The following is a 24203-nucleotide window of genomic DNA, read 5'->3' on the forward strand; positions in this document are numbered from 1 at the left end:
AGCCGCTAATATATATTACCCGACAGAAATTTACACCAGATGCCTGATCAACTCCGTCCGATCGCCATACAGCATATCAATCACCGGAATCTCTATCAGCGTGTAACATCCCGGTTGTTGCTTCATGGAAGCGCGGGCGGTAGCCACGAGTATTTGTCCCGTCAATGCCGGGTTGTTGATTTTCATGTCAAATTCGAACAACTGGTTCTGAGTCTTGCCAGATACGCCTTTGCGGGTAAGATTCACGCCATGCCCCATATCTTTCAGGTTATCCACGCTCTCCACCTGCATCACGTGTGTTTCGTCATGCACGAAATAAGGATCGGTCTTGATAGCTTCCGCCACAGCCTTAAAATCGTATCCATCCTCCAATTCGACATACACCATACGACGATGAATACCCGTTCCCACTGGAATAGTCATCGAAAGAGCGGCTTTTACACCTTTCACGGCTTTCACGGCAACGGTATGTCCCATGCTCATGCCCGGACCAAAATTTGTATATGTAATCCCTTTCGGGGCGCAAGCCTCCAACAAGGCACGTACCACGGAGTCGCTTCCCGGGTCCCAGCCGGCTGAAATAACAGCCACTTTCCCGTGCTTCCGGGCAACCTCACCCAAACGTTTATGTAATCCGGTAATTTCCGTGTGAATATCGAAACTATCCACCGTGTTGATTCCCATGGCTAAAATTCGGGAAGCGTATTCCTCCACGCTACGAGTGGGGGTACACAAGATTGCCACATCGACATCTTTGACTTGAGCAATATCCGACACGACCAAATAGTCCTTCAACTCCGCCGGGACATTCGCTGCATCCCGACGTACCACTCCTGCCACTTCAAAGTCGGGGGCCGCCTCCAGTGCGTCCAGCACGTAGTGACCGATATTGCCATACCCGACAATGGCTGCTCTAATTTTCTTCATGTGTTTTTTGCTTTTAAAATTAACGTCGCAAATTACGAAATAATATTTTCCCGACAAAAGACAAGAACATGGAATTCATCCGATTGTTAAATATTCCACACCTGTTCTCCCAAATAAAAAAAAATTCAACACGTGAAAGACTTGTTCAGATTTAGTTCTCTATCAAAGGCAGGCCTCCATTCTCTATCCCGGTAATGACTTTCTCTCGCCCCCGGCAAGAAAGTCGGATGTACAAATACAATTAATTCATGGCATCACAATAGACCTTTTTAAGATTTTCCGGTACTTCATAAGATAGAGGTACAATCCTTATCCCTATTAATGAACGATGTTTAATGTATAATTTCAAATCAATAGTATGAAGATTATAATGTTTACTTTGGTAGTACTTTTCTGTGTGGCAGAGGGTGTTTCAGCTCAGACTAAAGGAGTTTCGACAGCTTTTAAGGAGATAAAGAAGCCTCCCGTAGATTGGCCGTTGCTCTCGTTCTCAAAGGATTCTGTCTACGGTATGGAGGTTGAGCGGGCTTACGAGTTTTTAAAGGATAAACCAAAAAAGAGGAAAGTTATCGTGGCGGTTATCGATTCGGGAACAGACATTGACCACGAGGATCTAAAGGCCAATTTGTGGGTGAACCCGAAAGAGATTCCCGGTAACGGCATAGACGACGACGGAAATGGTTACGTGGATGATATTCATGGCTGGAACTTCCTTGGTAAAAGTGACGGAACGGTAATCGGACGAGGGGTTGACGAAAGAAACCGTTACTTCATGCTACACCGCGAACGTTATGACGAGTTATTCGCGAAGAAACGAAATAAATGGGAAGAAAAGGAATTTACCCGCTCGCGTAATCTTTTTCAAACATCTCCCGTGGGAAAGATATATCTTGAACTGGAAAAAGCAAAAGAAGAGGGTGACGAAGTAAAAATAGCGAACGTGGAAAAGCATTTCACGGATCTGTTCGGTCCCATGCAGGACCACCGCCCTTTGATCGGTGACAATCTGGAAAACGTGAATGATCGTTTTTACGGGAATAACATTCTTTGGTCGGCTTCGTTACACATTCGGGTACGGGATCATGGCACACACGTCGCAGGAATCATCGGTGCCGAACGAGGTAACGGTATTGGAATAGACGGTGTTGCCAATCACGTGGAATTGATGATTGTACGAGCAATCCCGGATGGAGACGAATATGACAAAGACGTGGCGAATGCCATTCGTTACGCGGTGGACAACGGGGCAAATATTATAAACATGAGTTTCTCGAAATGGATGTCGCCACGGGAAAAATGGGTACAAAAGGCGTTAGCGTACGCGGAAAAGAAAGGTGTCCTGCTCGTGCGAGGGGCAGGGAATAGCAGTATAAACGCCGACAGTATTACCCTTTACCCCAAGCCCTATATTGGGAAAAGACGAATCCGCTCGTTCCTGATTGTCGGGGCATCTGATGTACAAGGTAATCCGGCAATATTTTCAAATTTCGGGCAGAAACAGGTTGACGTGTTTGCACCGGGTGAATCGATTAATTCCACCGTCTCGGGGAACAAATATTCCCAACAAGGCGGAACTAGCATGGCTTCACCGATGGTGGCAGGGGTAGCGGCGATATTAATGGCATATTATCCGGAATTGTCCGCCATTCAAGTGAAGAATATTATCATGCAAACGGCAGTCACCCGGCGAGGCGACACCGTGTCCCGGTCATTGGGATATTCCCTGTATAGCGAAACAGTGCAAATTCCTTTCGCGTCACTCTGCATCGCAGGTGGAATCGTGAACGCATATGAAGCCGTGAAGATGGCAGACCAAATCGTGAACAAGAGATAAGGCGAAATGGAGAACTCAACGCCCCCGTGTAAGGGGGAGTTAGAGGGGTAGTTTACCAAGCACTCAATTCAAAATAGATTGGGGAAGTCCTGAATTCCTGCAAAAATTCTTTAAATAAAAGCACTTGTTACCGGACATAATCTAAAATCTAAAATCATTAAATCTAAAATTACCCCTCCCTTCCAACTCTTAAAAAGACTTATAATCCAATCAAGGGGTAGAAATAAAGAAGAATTTCTTTTTTATTTATACAAAAACGCCTAATTTTGCCTTTCGTTTTTAATAACAAACAGTTACAGAATAAATACATAAAAATCTATTATGGCAGAGAATGTAAACGAAAAGCTTTTCAATGAATTTGCACCCAACACGACACAGGAGTGGAAGGACAAAGTCATTGCAGACCTAAAAGGGGCTGACTTCGATAAAAAGCTGGTTTGGAGAACAAACGAGGGTTTCAACGTGCAGCCGATGTACCGGTTGGAAGACATGAAAGACCTCAAGAACTTAGCGTGCTTCCCGGGAGAATATCCTTTCGTGAGAGGTAATAAAAAAGACAACAACGCGTGGTTTGTACGCCAAGACATCATGGTAGAGGATGTTGCCGAGGCAAACAAGAAAGCGTTGGATATTTTGAACAAAGGTGTTGACTCTCTCGGTTTCGTACTTTCCAATTGCAAGAATTTCACGAAAGCCGACATGGCCGCTCTTTTAAAAGACATTTGTCTGGAATGCATCGAAATCAATTTCGTGGCTTGCTGCAACAAGGTAGCTATCTTGAATCTGTTCAAGGAATATGTTACCGAAAAAGGCATTGATCCGGAGAAAATTAAAGGTGGAATCAACATCGACCCGATCAGCAAACTCCTTTTGCAAGGTAAATTCTGCGACGCCAAACCGTTTGACGTTGTAAAAGCCGCTACCGAAAGTACCGCTGCCCTGAAAAACTTCAAGACCATTGAAGTGGGTGGATACGTGTTCAATAACTCGGGAGCTTCCATCGTGCAAGAACTCGGGTTCAGTCTGGCTGCCGGAGTAGAATACTTAAACAATTTGACTGACGCCGGAATGGACGTGAAGGACGTCGCTCCCCGCGTGCGTTTCCACTTCGCTACCGGTTCAAAATATTTCATGGAAATAGCCAAACTGAGAGCAGCCCGTTACTTGTGGGCAAAGATCGTGAAGGCTTACAATCCTTGCTGTGACTGCGTGTGCAAGATGAATATCCACGCTGAAACATCAGAATGGAACAAGACGGTTTACGACCCGAACGTGAACATGCTCCGCACACAAACGGAAACCATGTCCGCGACACTTGGCGGTGTTGACTCGTTCACGGTTCACCCGTACGACTATATCTACGAATGCCATCCTTCCGAATTGGGAGAACGCGTGGCTCGTAACCAACAATTATTGTTGAAAGAAGAATCTCATTTCGATAAGATCGTTGACCCGGCAGGTGGTTCATACTACATCGAAGAATTGACCCAATTCATTGCCGAGGCTGCTTGGAAATTATTCCTCCAAGTACAGGAACAAGGCGGAATGGTAAAAGCAATCGAGAACGGGTTCGTTCAGGCAGCCGTGAAAGCTACCGCGCAGAAAAGAGATCAGGATATCGCTAACCGGAAAGAAAACTTCTTGGGTACGAACCAATTCCCGAACTTCAACGAAAAGATTGACCGTGAACTTTGCGCTTGTATCCTAGAGCCGGAAGACGAAACCGCACCGGATGCAGTGGTAGAAACATTGAAACCCTACCGTGGAACACAAGCGTTCGAGGCTATGCGCTTGAGAACCGACATGTTCGCAAAAGAGAACGGACACCGTCCGGTGGTTTACATGTTGCCGATGGGAAATTTAGCTATGCGTAAAGCCAGAGCTCAATTCGCTTGCAACTTCTTCGCTTGCGCCGGATTCCAAGTAATGGACAACAACGGGTTCAAGACAGTTGAAGAAGGTGCTAAAGCATGTATCGATAACAAGGCAGACATCGTGGTAATTTGTAGCTCTGACGACGAGTACGCAACGATTGCCCCGGAAGTTTACGCCGCGTTAAAAGACAAGGCAATCATCGTGGTTGCCGGTAACCCGGAGAGCAGACCTCAATTGGAAGAGGTTGGTATCAAGCACTATGTTCACGTGAAATGCAACGTGCTGGAAGACTTGAAAGCATACCAACAACTATTGGGAATTAAATAATTTTAGATTTCAGATTTTAGATTTTAGATTGAAAAATCAAGAATCGTAAATCGTAAATTATAAATCAAAAATTGAAAGATGAAACCAAATTTCAAAGATATAGATATCAAGTCAACAGAGAAAGCCATGACCGCCGCTGCCGAGTGGGAAAAGGCTAATCACATAGAAAAAAATTGGTTGACACCCGAGCTGATACCGGTAAAACCCGTGTACACGGCCGAAGATTTAAAAGGCATGGAACATCTGGACTATGTTGCCGGTATTCCCCCGTATTTACGCGGTCCGTACTCCGGAATGTACCCGATGCGCCCGTGGACAATCCGTCAATACGCCGGATTCTCTACCGCTGAAGAGTCCAACGCGTTCTATCGCCGCAACTTGGCTGCCGGACAGAAAGGTTTGTCCGTGGCATTTGACTTGGCTACTCACCGCGGATACGACTCCGACCACCCGCGTGTAATCGGTGACGTGGGTAAAGCCGGTGTGGCAGTGGATTCAATCATGGATATGAAAATCCTGTTCGACCAGATTCCATTGGATAAAATGTCCGTTTCCATGACGATGAACGGTGCCGTACTTCCTATTTTGGCATTCTACATTGTTGCCGGATTGGAACAAGGGGCAACACTCGACCAATTGTCAGGAACCATCCAAAACGATATCTTGAAAGAATTTATGGTGCGTAACACTTATATCTACCCGCCGAAATTCTCCATGAAGATTATCGCTGACATTTTCGAGTACACTTCCAAGAATATGCCGAAGTTCAACTCTATCTCTATCTCCGGTTACCACATGCAAGAAGCAGGTGCTACTGCCGATATCGAGTTGGCATACACCTTGGCTGACGGTTTGGAATATTTGCGTGCCGGGGTAAACGCCGGAATGGATATTGACGCTTTCGCACCCCGTTTATCGTTCTTCTGGGCTATCGGCATGAACCACTTCATGGAGATCGCCAAGATGAGAGCCGGACGTTTGTTGTGGGCAAAGATCGTGAAACAATTCAACCCGAAGAACCCGAAATCTCTGGCATTGCGTACACACAGCCAGACTTCCGGTTGGTCACTTACCGAGCAAGACCCGTTCAACAACGTGGGACGTACTTGTATCGAGGCTATGGGTGCCGCTTTGGGACACACGCAATCGTTGCATACCAACGCGTTGGATGAGGCTATCGCGCTTCCGACCGACTTCTCCGCGCGTATTGCGCGTAACACGCAGATCTATATACAGGATGAAACCACCGTTTGTAAATCTATCGACCCGTGGGGAGGTTCTTACTACGTGGAGAGCCTGACCCAAGAACTGGTAGAGAAAGCATGGGGACATATCCAAGAAATAGAAAAATTGGGTGGTATGGCTGCCGCTATCGAGTCCGGTATTCCTAAACTTCGTATCGAAGAAGCTGCCGCTCGTACGCAAGCCCGTATCGACAGTGGTGCACAAACCATCGTGGGTACGAACAAATACCGTTTGGAAAAAGAAGACCCGATCGATATCCTCGAGGTGGACAACACTGCCGTACGCGAAGCACAAATCCGTCGTTTGCACGAGTTGAAAGCTAACCGTAACCAAGCAGAGGTTGACGCCGCATTGGCAGCAATCACCAAATGTGCTGAAACAGGCGAAGGCAACTTGCTTGAATTAGCCGTTGATGCAGCCAAGAAGAGAGCATCTTTGGGAGAAATCTCGGATGCATGTGAAAAAGTTGCCGGACGTTATAAAGCAGTTATCAGAACCGTGAGCGGAGTATATTCAAGTGTTGCCAAGGAAGACGAAGACTTCCGGAAGGCTAAAGAATTGGCAGACCAATTCTCTGAAATGACCGGACGTCGTCCGCGTATCATGATTGCCAAAATGGGTCAGGACGGACACGACCGCGGTGCTAAAGTTGTCGCAACGGGTTACGCTGACCTCGGGTTCGACGTGGACATGGGACCGTTGTTCCAAACCCCGGAAGAAACCGCTAAACAAGCCGTTGAGAACGACGTGCATGTTGTCGGAGTATCTTCATTGGCAGCCGGACACAAAACGCTTGTACCTGCCGTTATCGCCGAATTGAAGAAATTGGGACGTGAAGACATCCTCGTTTACGTGGGTGGTGTAATTCCTCACCAAGACTATCAATTCCTGTTCGATGCGGGTGCTATCGCCGTATTCGGTCCCGGTACCAAGGTATCGAAGAGTGCTATCCAAGTCCTTGAAATTTTGATCGACTTGGCTAAAAAATAAGAGGTAACTCATGTAATGAAAAGAGGGGAATCCATAGAGACTCTCCTCTTTCATTTTTCACTTTCGGAGTTTAAAATTTCACTTAAAAAATCAACCACAATTTTTAATTATCTTCTTCCGATTTGGGAATAGACCTTCTAACAAGAACTATCCCCTTAACAGTTCGTACCTCCCCTCGCTCAAGAATCACCTCCCATGAAGGAACTTTCCCAAGTATGTCCCGGCATATTTTCACGTAAGGATGCCGAGGGTCTTCAATTTTTTCCTGCTTCCATGGCTCATTCTTTTCTGATAAAATGATATTAATACAAACAGAATCGACCGTCCCGTCCATCCGGGGATACACGCGGTACTGGCAGTCTATATTTTTATCTTTCAAATCCGGGAACTGCTTCCAATCAAAGTTTTCTATTTCTTTCTCGTATCGGTTCCGAGCTTTCTCGTTTCCCTCTTTGAAAAAATTATCATATCTCGTTTGTCTAACAATTTTTCCTTTCTCTATTTCACAAACGATCTCTTCACGATAAATCTTATGCAAGGGAAAACCTTGTCCCAAGGGACCTTTCCCCTGTAAAAGTAATTTTCCCGTGTACCATGAAGCTTCAACAGGTTCCCCCGCGTTTTGAGGGAAAATATAACTCAAAGGTATCGACTCTTTTGTCTTGCCATCATGCAACGACACCAAGTATAAACGGTCATTCCTGATTTCCCAACAAGCGAAATACTTCCACAAATACCCGGATAAAAGAGCTTTTTGCCACAAGGAACGTAAGCGGGTAAACAAGTTCATGTCATACTGGAGAGGATGTTCCCGCAAACGATAAATCGAATCATTCAATGACAACTCATCCGCACTTGATTTCAACAGACATTGCTCTTCATAAGCCTTGCATCCCTTACCTTCCCACCCGACAAGATCCCATGCCAACTCGTACGCTCGCACCTGATCTCGGATAGAGAGATAATCCCACTCCGGGAGCAACTCCAAATAAGCCTTTATTGCCTTAGTGTAAGGATTGGAAAAATCATTCTTTATCCATTTACGATAGCGCAAAGCTTTACGCGACACCGAATCGGAAGGCATAACGCAAATCTCTATATTCATGCTGTCAATAGAGCCGTCAAACCGGGGAAGTACTCTTGCCTTGAAAAACAAATGTTTGTCTTTTAATTCCGGAAACTGATCGCCATTAAACAAATCGGCAACCCACATGATGAAGTCCCCGGAAGAAATTGCCGCTTTTCTCGAAACGTTATGATACACCTGTCGGGAAACGACCTTACCTTGTTCCACCCGGTAAATCCACTCCTCCTCGTAATCCCGCCAAAAATCCATGTGCGTATAGGAGATACATTCTCCCTTGACAACTCTCAATCCTCCTGTAAACCACGATGCAACAATCTTTCCGTCCCGATTGTAAGCGTCAAAGATATCTTTGGTATCTATCAAAATTTCCCGTCCCAAACTATCTCTATCTTCCTTTACAAGTTTTTCAAGATACAACGTTCCATTTTCCAGCCGCCACCATCCTATGTATCCCCGCCAACACCCGGTTGAACTCCCGCACCTGTCAGCACAAGTGCTGACTTTAAGGCTCAATACCGAATCTACCTCTATGGGACATGATAACAACTGCAACGTGTCCTGCCCGATGATGATCACCTCTCCCGCTTGCCCTGTCGCCCCGGCAAAACGAATACAAGAAATATACAAGACAAATAACAATACAAGTTTTTTCATAAATATTGTACGTTTGAATCACTACAAAGCAAATTCTCTCAAATATTCTCCGATTTTCCCCGTCAAATAATAAGGCAAACTTAATAAGGTATAATTTTTCCCACTTGAAGTTGTCAATATATCCTTTCTAATCTCACCCGCGTATAAGCGAACGGCAACATTACCCCGGTAAGCATCCATAAACAAGTGAAGTGAACGCAATCGTCCGGTTGCTCCAGACTTCACCTCAATCGGAATCACTCTACCGTCTAAATAGGCTAAAAAGTCTATTTCTGCCACAGAATCTTTCTTTTCACTTACCCAAAAAAGAGGTTTATGGAGCAATGATATCTGATGAGCCAATAACTCTTGGCACACAATATGTTCTGCAATATGCCCTTTATACACATTGTTCAAATCATTGGTACCAAAAACCTCTTTTTGAAGATGAGCCATATAATTTAACATTCCCGTGTCGAGTACCTGAAGACGGGGACTTTTCTTCATATCCGGCATAAAAGGTTCACCGGTCTGTGTGGTGGGATAAATCAAATGAATCAACATTGCTTTCTCGATTGTCCGCAATGCCTCTCCCATTTCTCGTGAACCATACGCAGAATTACCAAAACCATTGAATTTTATCCGATTCCCCGCTTCCATAAACACGGATCTGATAGCGTGACGCATAATTTGAGTTTGCCCCGCGGTTGACGTGTATTTCTCAACATCATCCAAATAAGTACCTATCAAAGAATCAAACACGGAAGTCAAGGCAACAATATCCTTACTGCCAGCATACGATAATACTATTTCCGGCATTCCCCCGATTAGCGTATACAAGTGAAATAACGATAGCAATTTGTCGTGAGCAAAAGTATCCATGGGGATTTTATGATATTGCTTCAAAGCATTGCCCTCATCCATGGCTAATAAAAACTCTTGAAACGAAAAAGGACGGACCACCTTGAATTCTACTCGCCCAACAGGAAAACTAATTTTTGTATCAAACAAAGATTCAAGCAAAGAACCTGCCGCAACAACACAATATTGCGGATATTGCTCATAAAAATATCGCAACATACTCAACGCTTCCGGAACTTCTTGAATCTCATCTATAAATATAAGAGTATCTTTTTCCTCCAAAAGTTTTTCTTTTTCGAAAAAGATAGCTTGGATTAACGTATCAATAGAGGGATATTGAATAAACAGATTGCGATCCCGGGCCGTTTCGAGATTCAAATAAATATATTGTTTAAAATCTCGGGCAAATAAATTCACTGCCGTCGTTTTCCCGACTTGCCTAGCTCCACGAAGAATCAAGGGTTTCCTTGATATCTTAGTTTTCCACGCCCGTAATTCCCCAATTATGATTCTTTCTACCATAGGACAAATATACTAATTTCCATACGATTGTTACATTTCGGGGGCTATTTTTATTTCTTTTTGTCACATTTCGGGGGTATTTTCTCGAATAATTTGTCACATTTCGGGAGAAAGGGTACAAAAATCCCATACCATTTCTCCTTCTGCCAATCATTTGACATCCCGACCACATTGCATAAAATTACTTAATTTCCACCAAATAATTTGCATCAAACTTGGAGTTCACTACATTTGTGAAAGTAAAAAAAACGAATGAATCCACGCGATAACATATTAGATTTAATCACAAAAGACGAAAGCGGTGCGTTCCGCCTTCTTTTTGAAAGGTATTATGACAATCTTTTACTATACTGTTATCATATTTTAAACGATCTTGAGGCAGCGGAGGATATCGTACAGGATTGCTTCTTCAGCTTGTGGAACAACAAAAGACTTCATTCTTTCACGGGTGATTTAGACCGATTTATCTTTAAGATGGTCAAAAACCAAGCATTCTTATTTTTGAAAGAATATAAGAAGAGGTTTGACGCACACTCCTCCTTTTTCAAGGAAAACGACACGTACGAGGATATGACCGGGGAGGAACATCAGGAGGAAATCGAACTACTTTACAACACGATAGACCGTCTTCCCGATAAATGCCGGAAGGTATTCTTGATGGCTTGCCTGAATGATAAATCGTATCAGGAAATTGCCGACGAATTGGGAACAAGCATCAACACGGTGAAAACTCAGATGAAAACCGCCCTCAAATTTTTGCGTGAAAACCTTCAAGAAGAACACTTCTTATCAATTTTACTTCTTTTAACAGAAAAACTCTAAATTCATATCACCCTTTTTTGCCGTTTTGAAAATATATAAGAAAACAACAGCAAATTATGAAGGAAAACATAGATGACATATTAGCGAAAATCCTAAACAAAGAACCACTTACGAAGGAGGAAAAGCAATTGTTGGAAGAATGGAAACACGCTACTGTCCGAAACGAGAAGGTCGAAAAGATCATTCAAAAACTGGAACATCAAAAAAAGATTCTGGATAAACACCAGAAAGAAGCCGTCGCTTTTACTAAAGTAGAAAAACGAATCCGTCAAGCGAGAAGAAAACGCCAATTCATCTATTGGTCGTCTTGTGCTGCCGGAATCATCTTGTTGGTCGGTTTCTTCCTTATCTTCCGACAAGAAAATACACCCGGCAAAGAAGCCGACATCAATCAAACCTACATTTCCGGTTTATCCCTCCATCGCCCGACGGCAGAACTGATTATGCCCGACGGGAAAAAACGTCTTCTCAGCCAAAAAACAAATACCGTTATCGTGTCCGATAGCAATAAAGAGATGCGTACCGACAAACAAACCTTGATTGTCAAGTCCAACGAATCGGAAATCAGAGAAGCAGAATACTACACGATGAACGTCCCGTTGGGAGCGGAATATAATCTGGTTCTCCCGGACGGAACAAAGATATACCTCAACGCGGGGAGTTCACTGCGCTACCCCGACCAATTTATCGGGGGAACAAGAGAAGTATATTTAATCGGAGAGGCCTATTTCGAAGTAACACCCGATTCCTGCCACCCGTTTATCGTGCACACGGGAGAGGTCGCCGTACGTGTATTGGGAACCGCTTTCAACGTAAATGCCTACCCGGAAGGAGCATGGGTGAAAACGACATTGGTAGAGGGGCGGGTCGAAACACAATGCGGCGATAACAATTTTGTCATGAAACCGGGAATGCAAGTCGCTTACAACAAAGAAACCCGAAAAGCAGACTATTTCCCCGTGAATACACGACAATACACCTCATGGAAAGACGGTTACTATGAATTTGAAGATATGCCGTTAGGAGAGTTAATGCAAATCTTCACCCGTTGGTACAACGTGAATATCGAATTTGCCGATTCGAATTTAAAGGAAATAAAATTCAGCGGACGATTAAAACGGTATGACGATCTCTTACCCTTGTTCAAGATGCTGGAATACACGCGTGACATCAGATTCATTGTCGCGAACGAACGGATCATCATTCAAAAGAAATAAAAAAATACAGGTTGAAGACCTGATCAATCCTCAACCTGTCATTATTCACCCATACAACCGGAATCCTTGCAAGAAACGGATGTATAAAATGTTAAATTATTAATTCACAAAACTATGAAAAAAAAGCGAGACTATGCATTACCAAGGAGTTGGAATTCATGGCGAAAGATGTTAATCTTTAAAAATTTTCTCGTAATCTTATTTCTAGGTGTGTACACTGCCATTCCGGCGAGTGCGCAAGCCCAACAAAGGACAAAGGTAACTCTTGACCTGAAAGATGTCACCTTGAACGAGATCATTGCCGAGTTGAAAAAGCAAACAGATTATGACTTTTTCTACAACAGCGAATTGGTAAAATCTAAAGGTAAGATCTCCGCAAAAGCTGAAAACAAAGAGGTCAAACAATTGTTGGATGAGATTCTTCCCAAACTGGGATTGGAATACACGGTACAACAAAGTTTGATTTCTATCCGGGAAAAAACGAAACCGGAAGTAGAAATGATCTCCGTTACCGGAAAAATCGTGGACGAAAAGGGGAATACCCTCCCCGGGGCTACCGTAATTATTCAAGGAACAACCCAAGGAGTTGTCACAGACGCAGACGGACGCTACACGATTAGCGTGCGCCCAAACGACGTTCTACGGGTCTCGTACATCGGTTACAAGACTGAAGTCGTGGAACTCAAAGGGAAAACAAAAGTAAACGTCCGTCTGAATCCCACAGCCGAAAACATCGAAGAGGTTACTGTCGTGGCTTTCGGTGAACAGAAAAAGGAAAGCGTGGTATCAGCCATCACCACCGTGGATGCAAGAACCTTAAAATCTTCAAGCAGCGATTTGACATCCCAATTTACCGGAAAGATTGCCGGTATCGTCGGCTGGCAGACCGGAGGGCTTCCCGGGGCTCTGACGGAAGATGAAATGAATACCAAATTCTACATCCGGGGTATCACCTCTTTCCAAAGTAAAGCCAACATTGATCCCTTGATCTTGATCGATGGGGTGGAATCTTCCAAACTGGATCTTTCCCGTATGGTTCCGGAAGATATCGAAACGTTCAGCGTGATGAAAGATGCATCAGCTACTGCCATGTACGGTGCTCGCGGGGCAAACGGGGTAATCCTTGTAACCACCAAAAAAGGACAGGAAGGTAGTGTTTACACGTCCGTTCGGTACGAAGCGGTAGCAAGTATGCCAACGAGGGAAATCGAAGTGGTTAATCCGATCAACTACATGAAGATGTACAATCAAGCATTACTGGCACGTAACCCGTCAGCTACGCCACAGTACAGCGTAACCCGTATCGAGCGTACCGGTTCTCCCCTTTACCCTTCTTACGTGTATCCTGCCAATGACTGGTACAATATCATGTTCAATGACTACTCTATCAACCATCGCGCCGGATTGAATCTCCGGGGAGGTTCCCGTTTAGTACAATACTACGCTTCAGTGAATTATGTCAGAGATGAGGGTATGTTGAAAACAGAACGTTTGAACCAGTTCAAATGTAATATCGAAAACAATACATTCTCTTTCCGCACGAACCTGAATATCGATCTGAGCGCAGGTATCCGCCTGAACATCAATTCCTCGGCAAACCTTGACAAGTATCACGGTCCCTTAGCCGATGTTAGCCAAGCTTACTATATGGCTTTCAACGCTTCCCCGGTGGATTTTGCAGCAATGTACCCGGGTGATGAAACATACGGATGGCCGCATCTTCGCTTCGGTTCTCTAAATAACAAAACAAATAATCCTTACTTGGAACTTCACAAGGGATATAAAGATCGTCGACGTTATTCCGCCGTGGCACGAGCAGAGTACATTCATAACTTATCCCCCATCCTCAAGGGATTGGAACTACGAGCATCCGTCTCGGTAAACTACACGGGATACTATTCCACCGGTTACAAGACCGAACCTTACCGTTACATATTAAAAAACTATGATTTTGAAACCGGTGTACACACGTTAACTGCAATAAACCCGGATGAGGCATCCAGAACATTGCAAGTGGACACGCAAGATCGAAAGAATACAGGTAGTTCTGAAAACACCCAAATGAGTTACGAGGTACGGGGACTACACGTGGCAGCTTGGGGCGAACATCAGACCAGTTTAACAGCTGTATTCAACGCACAAGAAACGACCACCTCATCGGCCTCATCCGTGCTGAATGGTATTCCCCGCCGGAACATGGGATTCTCTATGCGTGGCACCTACGGGTTCCGGGATAAATACTTCGCGGAAGCCAGTTTCGGCTACAACGGTTCCGAGCGTTTCGCCGATAAACACCGATTCGGGTTCTTTCCGGCAGCAGGAGTGGCATGGATTGCCTCTAAAGAGAGTTTTCTAGCCAACCACACGGCTCACTGGCTCTCTTTCCTGAAATTTCGATTCTCTTGGGGTAAAGTAGGAAATGACGGAGTAATCAACGAGCCGCATTTCACTCATTTGCCATTGCTAACACCTACGCAAGCGGCAGATCCTTCACCCAACGGAAACAATCTACAAACCTATGAAATATCATCTTATCCCAACGATAAAATCACGTGGGAAATCGCCGAACAAATGAATCTTGGTATAGAAACCAAATTGTTCGGAGGTATCGTAGAGATCAATGCCGATTTCTACCAAGAAATACGCCACAATATTCTCGACTACCGTTACACCATACCCGCGACAACGGGGTTGGAAAAACTACAGATCGGTAACGTGGGTAACGCACGCTCCCGGGGTATAGATCTTTCCGGCAAGATTCAACACGCCTTCACTCCGGACTTCTGGATGATTTTGAACGGGACATTCACTTACAGTAAAGCCATTTACAAAGATATAGAAGAAGCTACCGACAAACCGGAATGGCAACGTAAAAAAGGACAGGAATTATCCCAGCAAATAGGTTACATTGCTGAAGGTCTGTTCCGCGATCAAGCAGAAATCGACAACTCTCCGCACCAAGGCGGCGATGTAATGCCGGGAGATATCCGTTATCGGGATTTGAATAACGATGGAGTAATTGACGTGAATGACGCCACCTATATCGGTTTCCCGACGACACCCCGTGTCATTTACGGTTTCAGCGGCTTCTTTAACTTCAAAAATTTCGAGTTCAGTTTCTCTTTCCAAGGTTCAGGCAAACGAGCGTTCTTTATGAACCCGATGGCGATCAGTCCATTCGTAGAGAACAGGGCTATGTTGAAAGCTATTTACGACGACCACTGGAGCGAAAATAACATGAAAGCACGTCCTTTCTGGCCGCGTCTTTCCACTCAATCCATAGAGATTCACAATCCGCAGGAAAATTCGGGAACCGGTGCCGAGCAACGTAGATCCACTTATTTCATGCGAGAATGCAGTTTCTTGCGTTGTACCTCTATCGAATTGGCTTATAATTTACCGCAAAACTTATTAACCAAACTAAAGATGCAAAGTATCAAATTTTACACCCGTGTTAACAATCCCTTCTTGATCTCGAACTTTAAAGTTTGGGACGTGGAATTAGGAGAAAACGGTTTTAATTATCCGATACAGCGTACTTGGTCGGTCGGATTGAATATTAGTTTCTAATTTAAATACACGTGATGATGAAAAAATATTTATTATCAATATTATGTACTATTCTCCTACTTTCCGGGTGCAATTACTTGGATATGGTACCCGAGAAAGACATCGAAACCATAGAGTCTATCTTTGAACAGAAAACGAAGGTAGAACAGTGGTGGAAAGCACTTTATAGTGACTTAAACATCTTATTTGCAAGTTTCAAAACCAACAATGCCTACACGGGAGCCGATGAATTCGTTACCTGTCAAGCTTTATACAATGCAGCTTCATATCTTGCTCTCGACGGCTTGAAAGTAGCCAATGGTCAACAAATGTCACAAGACCCTTACGGTACAATATGGAACCAAATGTACATTGTTATCCGCAGGTGTAATATTCTTCTTGAAAACATCGATAAAACATACAACATCAGTGAAGAGGATCGTGAATGGTGGCGGGCAGATACAAAAGTGTTAAAAGCTTTTATCTATTTCGAATTGATACGCCACTACGGTCCTATCTGTCTGGTTCCCCAAAATATGCCGGTGGATTTGGACGTGAAACACTATCAATTACCTCGCCAACCCGTGGATACTTGTTTTAAAGAAGTTATCAGACTATTGGACGAAGCGAAAGACCATATCCCCACGTATAATCAACGGTCAGAAGTCTACGGGCACACGTTCTGTCTTGAAGCATTATACGCCTTAAAAGCCAAAGTATTGCTTTATGCCGCTTCCCCGCTGTTTAACGGGAATGCATTCTATTCTGATTTCAAAAACAAAAATGGAGAACCGCTTTTTAGTGCAACTTACGACCGGAATAAATGGCTACTGGCAGCAGAAGCTGCAGACAAAGCTGCCGAAATTTGTGCCGAAGGAGGGAAAAGTTTGTACTCGGGACAGACTTCCAAAAAAACAAAACTGTTAAACACAATGTCCGACATTGAAGCCAGCGTGTATTCCCGTTTTAATAACCAAGAATTTTTACTGGAGTGGAAATACCCGGATCAATTCTATATGTATATTTTACCTCGATTAATAGGCGATCCGGTAAATTACGAGTCATCCGCAATGGGTTGCCTCTCCCCCTCGATGAAGATGGTCGAGATGTATTATACCGTGAACGGGCTACCTATCGAATCCGATATGACTTGGAATTACAGTAACCGTTACAAATTAGGATTCGAAAGCAGCAGGGCTTACGAGGATGTTGTTGCATTGAATAGTACAATAGTAAATCTTCATTTGGCAAGAGAACCTCGTTTTTATGCCTGCATCGCAGGCGACCGGATGTATTGGCAACGCGGTACAAACACGGGGAATGTAGACTTTAACTTACTTGTTGAGGCTCACAAAGACGAAGAACCTTGGGGTACTCAAGCAGACTTTCTTGTTAGTAATGACTGGCAAAATATCAATGGTTACTGGTTGAAAAAACATCTTTTCTCATGGCTTGCCACCCAAAATTACGCAGGCGGACTTCAAAACGAATCGGCACCCATTATTCGTCTTGCAGAAGTTTATTTGATGCAAGCCGAAGCCTGGAACGAGTATTTGGAGCAACCGGACAACCGCGTGTACGACCCACTGGATAAAGTACGGGAGCGGGCAGGCATATTACCGGTACGGGAAGCATGGCGCACCTATTCCAACAACCCCGCAAAGGTAGATTCAAAAGTAGGGATGCGGGATATTATTCATCAGGAATATAATATCGAATTCGCTTTCGAGGGACACCGGTATTGGAACATACGTCGATGGTTAAAAGCCCAACAAGTTATGAACGAAAAACAATATGGTTGGAACATCCTCGGTACATCAGCCCAAACATTTTATAACAACGAAGAGGGACCTATCGTGGTGTGGAGTAAGAATAAATTCGTGGCTCCGCGAGATTACTTTGATCCACTCAACGCTGAAGAAATATTAATCTCGGGAATGGTTCAAAATCCGGGATGGTAAATGAATTTTAGATTGTAGATTTATTACTTAAAAAATAGAATCATGAAAAATTCAATATGGTTATTATTACTGATATTCAGCCTTTATTCCTGTAATGACGACGATAAACTCTTTAATGTATCGCCGGAAGGTCTGGAAGTCAAGTTTACTCCCGTGGCAGGAGGAGCAATGATGCATTACACTCTACCTGACAATAGGGATATTTTTGCTATGAATGTTCGCTACACGAACTCTCAAGGACAAAAGGTATTGAAAACCTGCGGTTACAGTGGTGATTCACTGCTACTGGACGGTTTCACGCAAGCACATGAGGTTACCGCCAATATTTCTTTCGTGAATAGAAGCTACGAGGAGTCCGAATCCCGTGAATATCAATTCAAAACACTAGACAGTGCACCTTGGGCTTTTTTCAACGATATACAAGTAGCTTCTGCATGGAGCGGTTTTCAGGTCATCTACAAAAGCCCTTCGGTCGTAACCGGAATGGCCCACGTTTTTTATCTTGGTACCAATCCTTTAACTAACGAACCGGATACTATTCTTGTAAATAGCTTCCCAATCAGCCGGGGTGGGGACACCTTAGTTTTCAAAGTGCAACAAGAAAGACCGAAAAACACAATTATCATTCGTACAGAGGATTTCCAAGGTTTTCGGGTAAGACAGGAAGTATATCCGGATATTGACGCTTTCCTATCGGAACAATGGACTATGACGGCATCGGATTTCATAAGTGGTCCCACCAGTGTAGAAAATTCAAAAGCAAAAACAGGCGTGCAATACTTGTTTGACGGTGAACTAAGAGGAAGAGAACGCTTCCTTGCCTCCACTCATCAAAATCCGATAACACAACCGTCCACGGAAATATTTGCCTCTTATCTGGCAGGACCTAACGCTCTTGACAAACCCATTATACTCGACCTGAGAGAGCAAAAAACACCGGCATGGATTCGTATGTATGCCCTATGCCCCATGCATGCCAACGAACCGGCAGGACCTAACGAAGAATTGGGAACATCTTGGAACGGTTGTTACGAGGATAAACTGCCCTGCCAAGTAACCGTCTACGGTAATAAAAATTCCTCTGATCCGGAGGACGCCGGATGGGAATATTTAGGACGTTTAAACCAAGATCCCTACGCCTCGACTGAAAAAGACAAATGGACGTATAAATCATTAGAACTAATGTATGCTCCAAAAACTGTAGATGAACTTGACAAAATGGATCCCTACTATGTGGATATTTCATTCCCAGCCCTGAACAACACTTACCGTTACTTGAAGATAATGGTACATGATACATTCAGAAAAAGGCAATCCTCAACCAATACAAATAGGAACGCTTATTTTACGTTACATGAATTGGAAATTTTCGTGAAAAAGAATTAAACCATGAGAAAAAGAAAATACATATTAAACTTATTTGCAGCGGCGGCATTGTTTGTCGGATGCAGCGAAAGTCTGGAAGACACGTACAGTGATTATTCCGGGGACGGAAATATCCACTACGTGGCAAAATGTACAGATGTTCATGCCATACCCGGATGGGAACGATTAGTAGTAGAGTGGGTAAACGGTACGGATGCAACTATAGAAAATATCAAAATAGTGTGGTCGTGTGAAGACCGCAAAGATTCGGTTTCGCTTCCTAAAGAAACCACTTCTTTCGAACTGAAGAATTTGATAGACGGGAATTACCGTTTTGATATCTGTGCGGTAGACAAAGAAGGAAACGAATCTTTGAAAGAAACAACTTACGCCCGTCCCTATACACGAGATCACGAAGTAATGCTCGCGTTCTCGAGAGGGGTCTTAAAAACTTACTTTCTGGATAATAGTATCGTTTTCTTTTCCGATCAGTGGAACGAGAATATCGATACAATAATAATTCGATACAAGAATACGCAAAAGGAAATCAAAGAATACGGTTTTGACAAAAAAACAAGTTATGGCTCTCTCATCTCAATCATGGACGTGAGCACAGATCCCGCGGATTCGATTTACGTTTTACGGAAAGGGAAAGTAGAGGATTGCCCGGATATAATAGAATTCGAGCCAATTGTTCTAAACCATAAAAAAACCTTTAGTGCAGGGTTCGCATATGCCATTCAACGACGCTACGGCTACTCGATAGACACAAAAGAAAACGAGGAACAGTTCGAGAAATTTATTAATGAAGTCGAAGAATTGGAAATCGATTACAACATAGAAACTTTTGAAGATATACTCTATTGTCCGAACTTAAAAAAACTTGTGTTAGGCAAAAATCGTTATTTCAAACAAGACGCCAATTCGGAACAAAGCCAAAGCCAATTAATGGGATCTATGGAAAAAAGTATACAAGTATTGGATAAAGCCAACGAATTGTTAGGATTAGAGATTGAATATTACGGACACGAGGGTTTTCTAGCACACTACTTCGGCGGGGACGACCTCCCATATATGACATACAAAGGATATCCCCAATTACCCGAACTGGATATTATTGACAAAGAAGCCTTCAAGCCATTCAATGATGGAAATATAATCTCCTGTATCCCGACAGATCTTTACGCTGAATTGGATAATCTTTTGGACGACAATCCTCAAACTGTATGGGTAACGACCGCCACCAACTCATTGCGCAATTATGAAATGCTGATGGAATTTAAAGAACTGACCGAAATTCGCGGGGTTAAAGTGACACAACCCATGTATTATGCATGGAGCACGGCTACCTCTAATTTTGTTCCTTCGGTTATTTCCATACAAACTTCTATTGACGGGGCAATATGGGAAAATCTGACATTCTTTGAAGCCAACGACCTAGGAGAGGCTTCCGGTGAGGTTACATTGATGCCTGTTCACGAGGGAACACGCCAAGTACGCTATATCAAGTTCAATTTACGCGATAAAGCTGACAGCCAAGGAAGTTGTAAAGTTAATTTAGGAGACATTCTTATTTATAAATAAGATATCATAATAACGACCGCTCCGGCGGTCGTTATTCAAACACAACCAAAAAGTATGTTAAAAATAAGTCATTTAACCAGACTCTTTTTTAGCGGGATTCTACTATTGAGCTTCTCCGGTGTATTCAGTCAGGAGCAAGAGGATAAACTCTTGCAACTGATGAAGCAGGAATTGAAATACAGCATGGAGGAGTTAAAGAAACAGGAAAGTATCCCCTATTACATGAACATGCGGGCGATGGACGACTACACCATAACGGTGGTAAGCTCGTTCGGGGCTGTAACTACCGCCAACGCAAACCGCACACGCACTCTAGTACCGCAAATCCGTTTGGGAAGCCCGGAACTGGACAATTTCAAGTATAATATGCAGGGAGGATTTGCCGGACCTAACGCACAAGGAGCACAGGGCGTAATTTTACCCTTGGATGATAATGCTTCGGATGCCATCCGGGAAGCGATCTGGCGGGAAACTCTGCAACGTTACGAGTATGCCCGTACCATGTATGATCAGGCAAAGACTCGCGCCACAGTAAGCGTAGAGGACGAAGACAAAGCACCGTGTTTCTCTGAAGCGCCCGTGGAACATTACTACGAAGCTCCCGTGGCTGCCGGAAGACAAAAAATGGATATTAAACGGGCTTGGGAGCAACGAATGGACGAGGTTTCCGCCGTGTTCAAGACTTGTCCCGAATTGCGTCAAGGATCAGCCAGCTTTAGTTTTCAAGTATTACGCACCTATTTCGTGAACAGCGAAGGAAGCGTGGTCGTGCAGAACCGGGTATCCACTCGGGTAATGTTAATGGCATCACTGAAAGCAGCTGATGGGATGGAGTTACCATTGAACATGGATTATTTTGCCTACACGCCGGACGAATTGCCGGATAACGACCGGATGGTCGCGGATGCACAAGATATGATTAAACGCTTGCTGGCACTGCGTGACGCACCGGTAGCCGACCCGTACACGGGACCTGCCATTCTCTCGGGACCCGCGAGCGGCGTGTTCTTTCACGAGATTTTCGGTCACCGTCTGGAAGGTCACCGTTTGAAATCGGGCGGTCAGACCTTCAAAAAAATGGTTGGAGAACAGGTATTGCCCGCTGAGTTTCAAGTGTATTGTGACCCCTTACAAAAGCGTTATGCCGACACGGATTTGTACGGTCATTACGTGTACGATGATGAAGGCGTGAAAGCTCGCCGGGTGGATAACGTGGTAAACGGTGTGCTGAAAGAATTCCTCATGAGCCGGGTACCGTTAGACGGTTTTCCGGTGAGCAACGGTCACGGGCGTACCTCCGGGGGAGGCGATCCTGTTTCCAGACAATCTAATTTAATCATCGAAACCAATCGTCCCTACACGGAAGATGAATTGCGTGCCATGCTAGTGGAAGAAGCCAAAAAGCAAGGAAAAGAATACGGTTATTATTTCCGCACCGTAACAAGTGGTTTCACGTACACGGGTGAGGGAGGAAGCCTGAACTCGTTCAACGTGACTCCCTTGGAAGTGTACAGGGTATTCGTGGACGGTCGCCCGGATCAACTGGTGCGTGGCGTGGATATGATCGGGACTCCCCTGTCAATGTTCTCGAACATCACGGCTGCCGGCAACAAACCGAGCGTGTTCACGGGCGTTTGCGGGGCAGAGTCAGGCTGGGTACCCGTGACGGCAACCTCACCCACGATATTCGTGAGCCAGATAGAAACACAACGCCGGGCACAAGCACGTGATATAGCCCCGGTTTTACCTTCACCGAAACCGGAAAACAAAGTTACCGGAACCACGGACGAAACGATTTTCGCAGCAATGCGTTCCGAGCTGGAGCGCAATAACGCGGCACTGATTTTACCAAACGGCCCGAAACCTTACTATATCTCGTACACAGTGGCACGTTACCGTCGCTTCTCGGTAGCCGGTTCATTAGGAGGCATCATGTTCTCGAATGTTTCACCGTGGCAAATGAACGGAGGTACGCAAGTGATGCTCGGGGATTACCAACATAACAGCGATGTACAATACTCGGAACAAATCGCTCCCGCGCAATTACCCTCGGAAGTGGATTACGACATCATTCGCCGCGGATTCTGGGAAGCATCGGATATGATGTACAAATACTCGCTGGGAATGATGGCACAGAAAGCGAATTACTTGCAACAAAATCCCCGGTCACTCGAGGAATCTGCCTTGGCGGAAATGCAACAATTACCCGCGGTTACCCACGTACGGGAACGGGAAACAAAATTCGAGATCAATCAAGCCGCCTTGGAACAGCTTGTAACCGAAGCCTCGGCTGTATTCAAAGAGTACAAGGATATTTATAACTCCAGCGTGGCAATCAGCGGGACTGAAATAGACCTCTATCGGCTGACCACGGAAGGTGTGCAATTAAAAGAACCCGGCGGGCACGTGACCGTGTCGGTTTCCGCGGAGGCCCGTGCTGACGACGGTTCAACCGTGGGAGATTCTTTCTCGCTCTCGTTACTGAGTCCGGCAGAACTCCCCTCCGTCGAGGAGTTAAAAGAACGGGTGAGAGCCTTTGCCGAAGGATTGATGCAATTGAAAGCTGCGCCCCCGGTGGCAGAGTACTACAACGGACCGATCATGTTCGAGGGAGGAGCCGTGGCAACGATTCTGGCAAACAACCTCTTATACCGCGGCGGATTGATCGCCGCCCGTTCACTTAGCCCGTCCCGGGGAGGACTGGAAGACCAGTTCGGGAGCAAGATCATGGATAGCCGTCTGACTGTCAAAAATTACACGGCAATGAAAGAATACAACGGTACACCGTTATACGGGCATTACGAGATAGACGGGGACGGTGTTACCCCGGAAACAGAAATGACTCTGGTCGAGAAAGGAGTGTTCAAAAAGATGCTGAACGGACGCATCCCGACACAGAAAGCCCCGGAAACAACAGGCAGTTCCCGCTTTATACTATCACCGCAAAGCCCGACTGTTACAACGGGAACCGGAACAATTCACGTACAGGTGGAGAAAGGCACTTCCCACGAAAAAATGAAGAAGATACTGATCAAAGCGGCAAAAGAAGCCAGACAATCGTGTGCCTACATCGTGAGAGGGATTGCCGGGTCAGCACTCGTGGTCTACCGCATTGATCTCAAGGACGGGAAAGAAACCCGTGTCCGTACCACCGGATTCCGCATGCCCGACTTGACAAAATTGCAGAAAATCACGGCAATATCGTCAAAAGAAGAAGTAATGAATTACCTGCCGGATTACTATCCCGCTTCTATGATCTATCCTGCCGGAATGATCGTGGACGGCTTGGTAATCGACAAGGCAAGCCCGAAAACGGCAAAAGAACCGACACTAAAAGTCCCGAGACAACGGGAACAAGAATAATCAAGTTATCCATTTTAACTAAAAATCTCCCGTGAAAATCA

13 protein-coding genes are annotated in these 24203 nt (G+C 44.7%); 10 read left to right on the forward strand and 3 right to left on the reverse strand.

Features of this window, described 5'->3' with window-relative positions; translation table 11 throughout:
* Positions 1-30: 30 nt before the first annotated feature.
* The gene (locus H8S64_RS10755) at positions 31-927 is read right to left on the reverse strand and encodes a diaminopimelate dehydrogenase (protein WP_186976053.1); all 897 of its coding nucleotides are present in this window, start codon (positions 925-927) and stop codon (positions 31-33) included.
* A 358-nt stretch (positions 928-1285) separates the two neighbouring features.
* On the opposite strand from H8S64_RS10755, the gene H8S64_RS10760 reads away from it, so the two are divergent.
* The 3 genes from H8S64_RS10760 to scpA all read left to right on the forward strand — a co-directional run bounded on the left by H8S64_RS10760 (position 1286) and on the right by scpA (position 7198).
* Complete coding sequence (locus H8S64_RS10760; RefSeq protein WP_186976054.1) at positions 1286-2761, forward strand: S8 family peptidase; 1476 nt, start codon at positions 1286-1288, stop codon at positions 2759-2761.
* A gap of 321 nt (positions 2762-3082) precedes the next feature.
* Positions 3083-4963 (forward strand): methylmalonyl-CoA mutase family protein, encoded by a 1881-nt coding sequence (locus tag H8S64_RS10765; protein ID WP_186976055.1) that lies wholly within the window; start codon positions 3083-3085, stop codon positions 4961-4963.
* Between the two features lie 78 nt (positions 4964-5041).
* On the forward strand, positions 5042-7198 hold the full coding sequence (gene scpA, locus H8S64_RS10770; RefSeq protein ID WP_099291507.1) for a methylmalonyl-CoA mutase: 2157 nt from the start codon (positions 5042-5044) through the stop codon (positions 7196-7198).
* Between the two features lie 103 nt (positions 7199-7301).
* Here the strand turns inward: scpA and H8S64_RS10775 are convergent, their stop codons facing one another.
* Positions 7302-8939 carry a hypothetical protein gene (locus tag H8S64_RS10775; RefSeq protein ID WP_186976056.1) on the reverse strand — a complete coding sequence of 546 codons (1638 nt, stop codon included), beginning with the start codon at positions 8937-8939 and terminating at the stop codon, positions 7302-7304.
* 21 nt (positions 8940-8960) lie between these two features.
* Positions 8961-10301, reverse strand: a complete 1341-nt coding sequence (locus H8S64_RS10780) for an ATP-binding protein (RefSeq protein ID WP_186976057.1) — start codon at positions 10299-10301, stop codon at positions 8961-8963.
* 252 nt (positions 10302-10553) lie between these two features.
* On the opposite strand from H8S64_RS10780, the gene H8S64_RS10785 reads away from it, so the two are divergent.
* The 7 genes from H8S64_RS10785 (at position 10554) to H8S64_RS10815 (ending at position 24162) form a co-directional block, all read left to right on the forward strand.
* Positions 10554-11123 carry an RNA polymerase sigma-70 factor gene (locus H8S64_RS10785; protein ID WP_186976058.1) on the forward strand — a complete coding sequence of 190 codons (570 nt, stop codon included), beginning with the start codon at positions 10554-10556 and terminating at the stop codon, positions 11121-11123.
* A gap of 56 nt (positions 11124-11179) precedes the next feature.
* Positions 11180-12340 (forward strand): FecR family protein, encoded by a 1161-nt coding sequence (locus H8S64_RS10790; protein WP_186976059.1) that lies wholly within the window; start codon positions 11180-11182, stop codon positions 12338-12340.
* Positions 12341-12454: 114 nt separating this feature from the next.
* Complete coding sequence (locus H8S64_RS10795; RefSeq protein WP_186976060.1) at positions 12455-15910, forward strand: TonB-dependent receptor; 3456 nt, start codon at positions 12455-12457, stop codon at positions 15908-15910.
* A gap of 17 nt (positions 15911-15927) precedes the next feature.
* Positions 15928-17850 carry a RagB/SusD family nutrient uptake outer membrane protein gene (locus H8S64_RS10800; protein WP_186976061.1) on the forward strand — a complete coding sequence of 641 codons (1923 nt, stop codon included), beginning with the start codon at positions 15928-15930 and terminating at the stop codon, positions 17848-17850.
* Positions 17851-17892: 42 nt separating this feature from the next.
* The gene (locus H8S64_RS10805; RefSeq protein ID WP_186976062.1) at positions 17893-19236 is read left to right on the forward strand and encodes a DUF4959 domain-containing protein; all 1344 of its coding nucleotides are present in this window, start codon (positions 17893-17895) and stop codon (positions 19234-19236) included.
* Positions 19237-19239: 3 nt separating this feature from the next.
* On the forward strand, positions 19240-20799 hold the full coding sequence (locus H8S64_RS10810) for a DUF4998 domain-containing protein (protein WP_186976063.1): 1560 nt from the start codon (positions 19240-19242) through the stop codon (positions 20797-20799).
* A gap of 54 nt (positions 20800-20853) precedes the next feature.
* Positions 20854-24162, forward strand: coding sequence for a metallopeptidase TldD-related protein (locus H8S64_RS10815; protein WP_186976064.1), 3309 nt, complete (start codon positions 20854-20856; stop codon positions 24160-24162).
* Positions 24163-24203: the final 41 nt, after the last annotated feature.

The organism is Butyricimonas hominis, from assembly GCF_014287455.1.
Classification (GTDB): domain Bacteria; phylum Bacteroidota; class Bacteroidia; order Bacteroidales; family Marinifilaceae; genus Butyricimonas; species Butyricimonas muris.

Excerpts from the sequence above, each read along its gene's own strand:
- H8S64_RS10785 (WP_186976058.1), top strand. The coding sequence starts at position 10,554 with ATGAATCCACGCGATAACATATTAGATTTAATCACAAAAGACGAAAGC.
- H8S64_RS10815 (WP_186976064.1), top strand. The coding sequence starts at position 20,854 with ATGTTAAAAATAAGTCATTTAACCAGACTCTTTTTTAGCGGGATTCTA.
- H8S64_RS10790 (WP_186976059.1), top strand. The coding sequence starts at position 11,180 with ATGAAGGAAAACATAGATGACATATTAGCGAAAATCCTAAACAAAGAA.
- H8S64_RS10795 (WP_186976060.1), top strand. The coding sequence starts at position 12,455 with ATGAAAAAAAAGCGAGACTATGCATTACCAAGGAGTTGGAATTCATGG.
- H8S64_RS10780 (WP_186976057.1), bottom strand. The coding sequence starts at position 10,301 with ATGGTAGAAAGAATCATAATTGGGGAATTACGGGCGTGGAAAACTAAG.
- scpA (WP_099291507.1), top strand. The coding sequence starts at position 5,042 with ATGAAACCAAATTTCAAAGATATAGATATCAAGTCAACAGAGAAAGCC.
- H8S64_RS10755 (WP_186976053.1), bottom strand. The coding sequence starts at position 927 with ATGAAGAAAATTAGAGCAGCCATTGTCGGGTATGGCAATATCGGTCAC.
- H8S64_RS10800 (WP_186976061.1), top strand. The coding sequence starts at position 15,928 with ATGAAAAAATATTTATTATCAATATTATGTACTATTCTCCTACTTTCC.
- H8S64_RS10810 (WP_186976063.1), top strand. The coding sequence starts at position 19,240 with ATGAGAAAAAGAAAATACATATTAAACTTATTTGCAGCGGCGGCATTG.
- H8S64_RS10805 (WP_186976062.1), top strand. The coding sequence starts at position 17,893 with ATGAAAAATTCAATATGGTTATTATTACTGATATTCAGCCTTTATTCC.
- H8S64_RS10765 (WP_186976055.1), top strand. The coding sequence starts at position 3,083 with ATGGCAGAGAATGTAAACGAAAAGCTTTTCAATGAATTTGCACCCAAC.
- H8S64_RS10775 (WP_186976056.1), bottom strand. The coding sequence starts at position 8,939 with ATGAAAAAACTTGTATTGTTATTTGTCTTGTATATTTCTTGTATTCGT.
- H8S64_RS10760 (WP_186976054.1), top strand. The coding sequence starts at position 1,286 with ATGAAGATTATAATGTTTACTTTGGTAGTACTTTTCTGTGTGGCAGAG.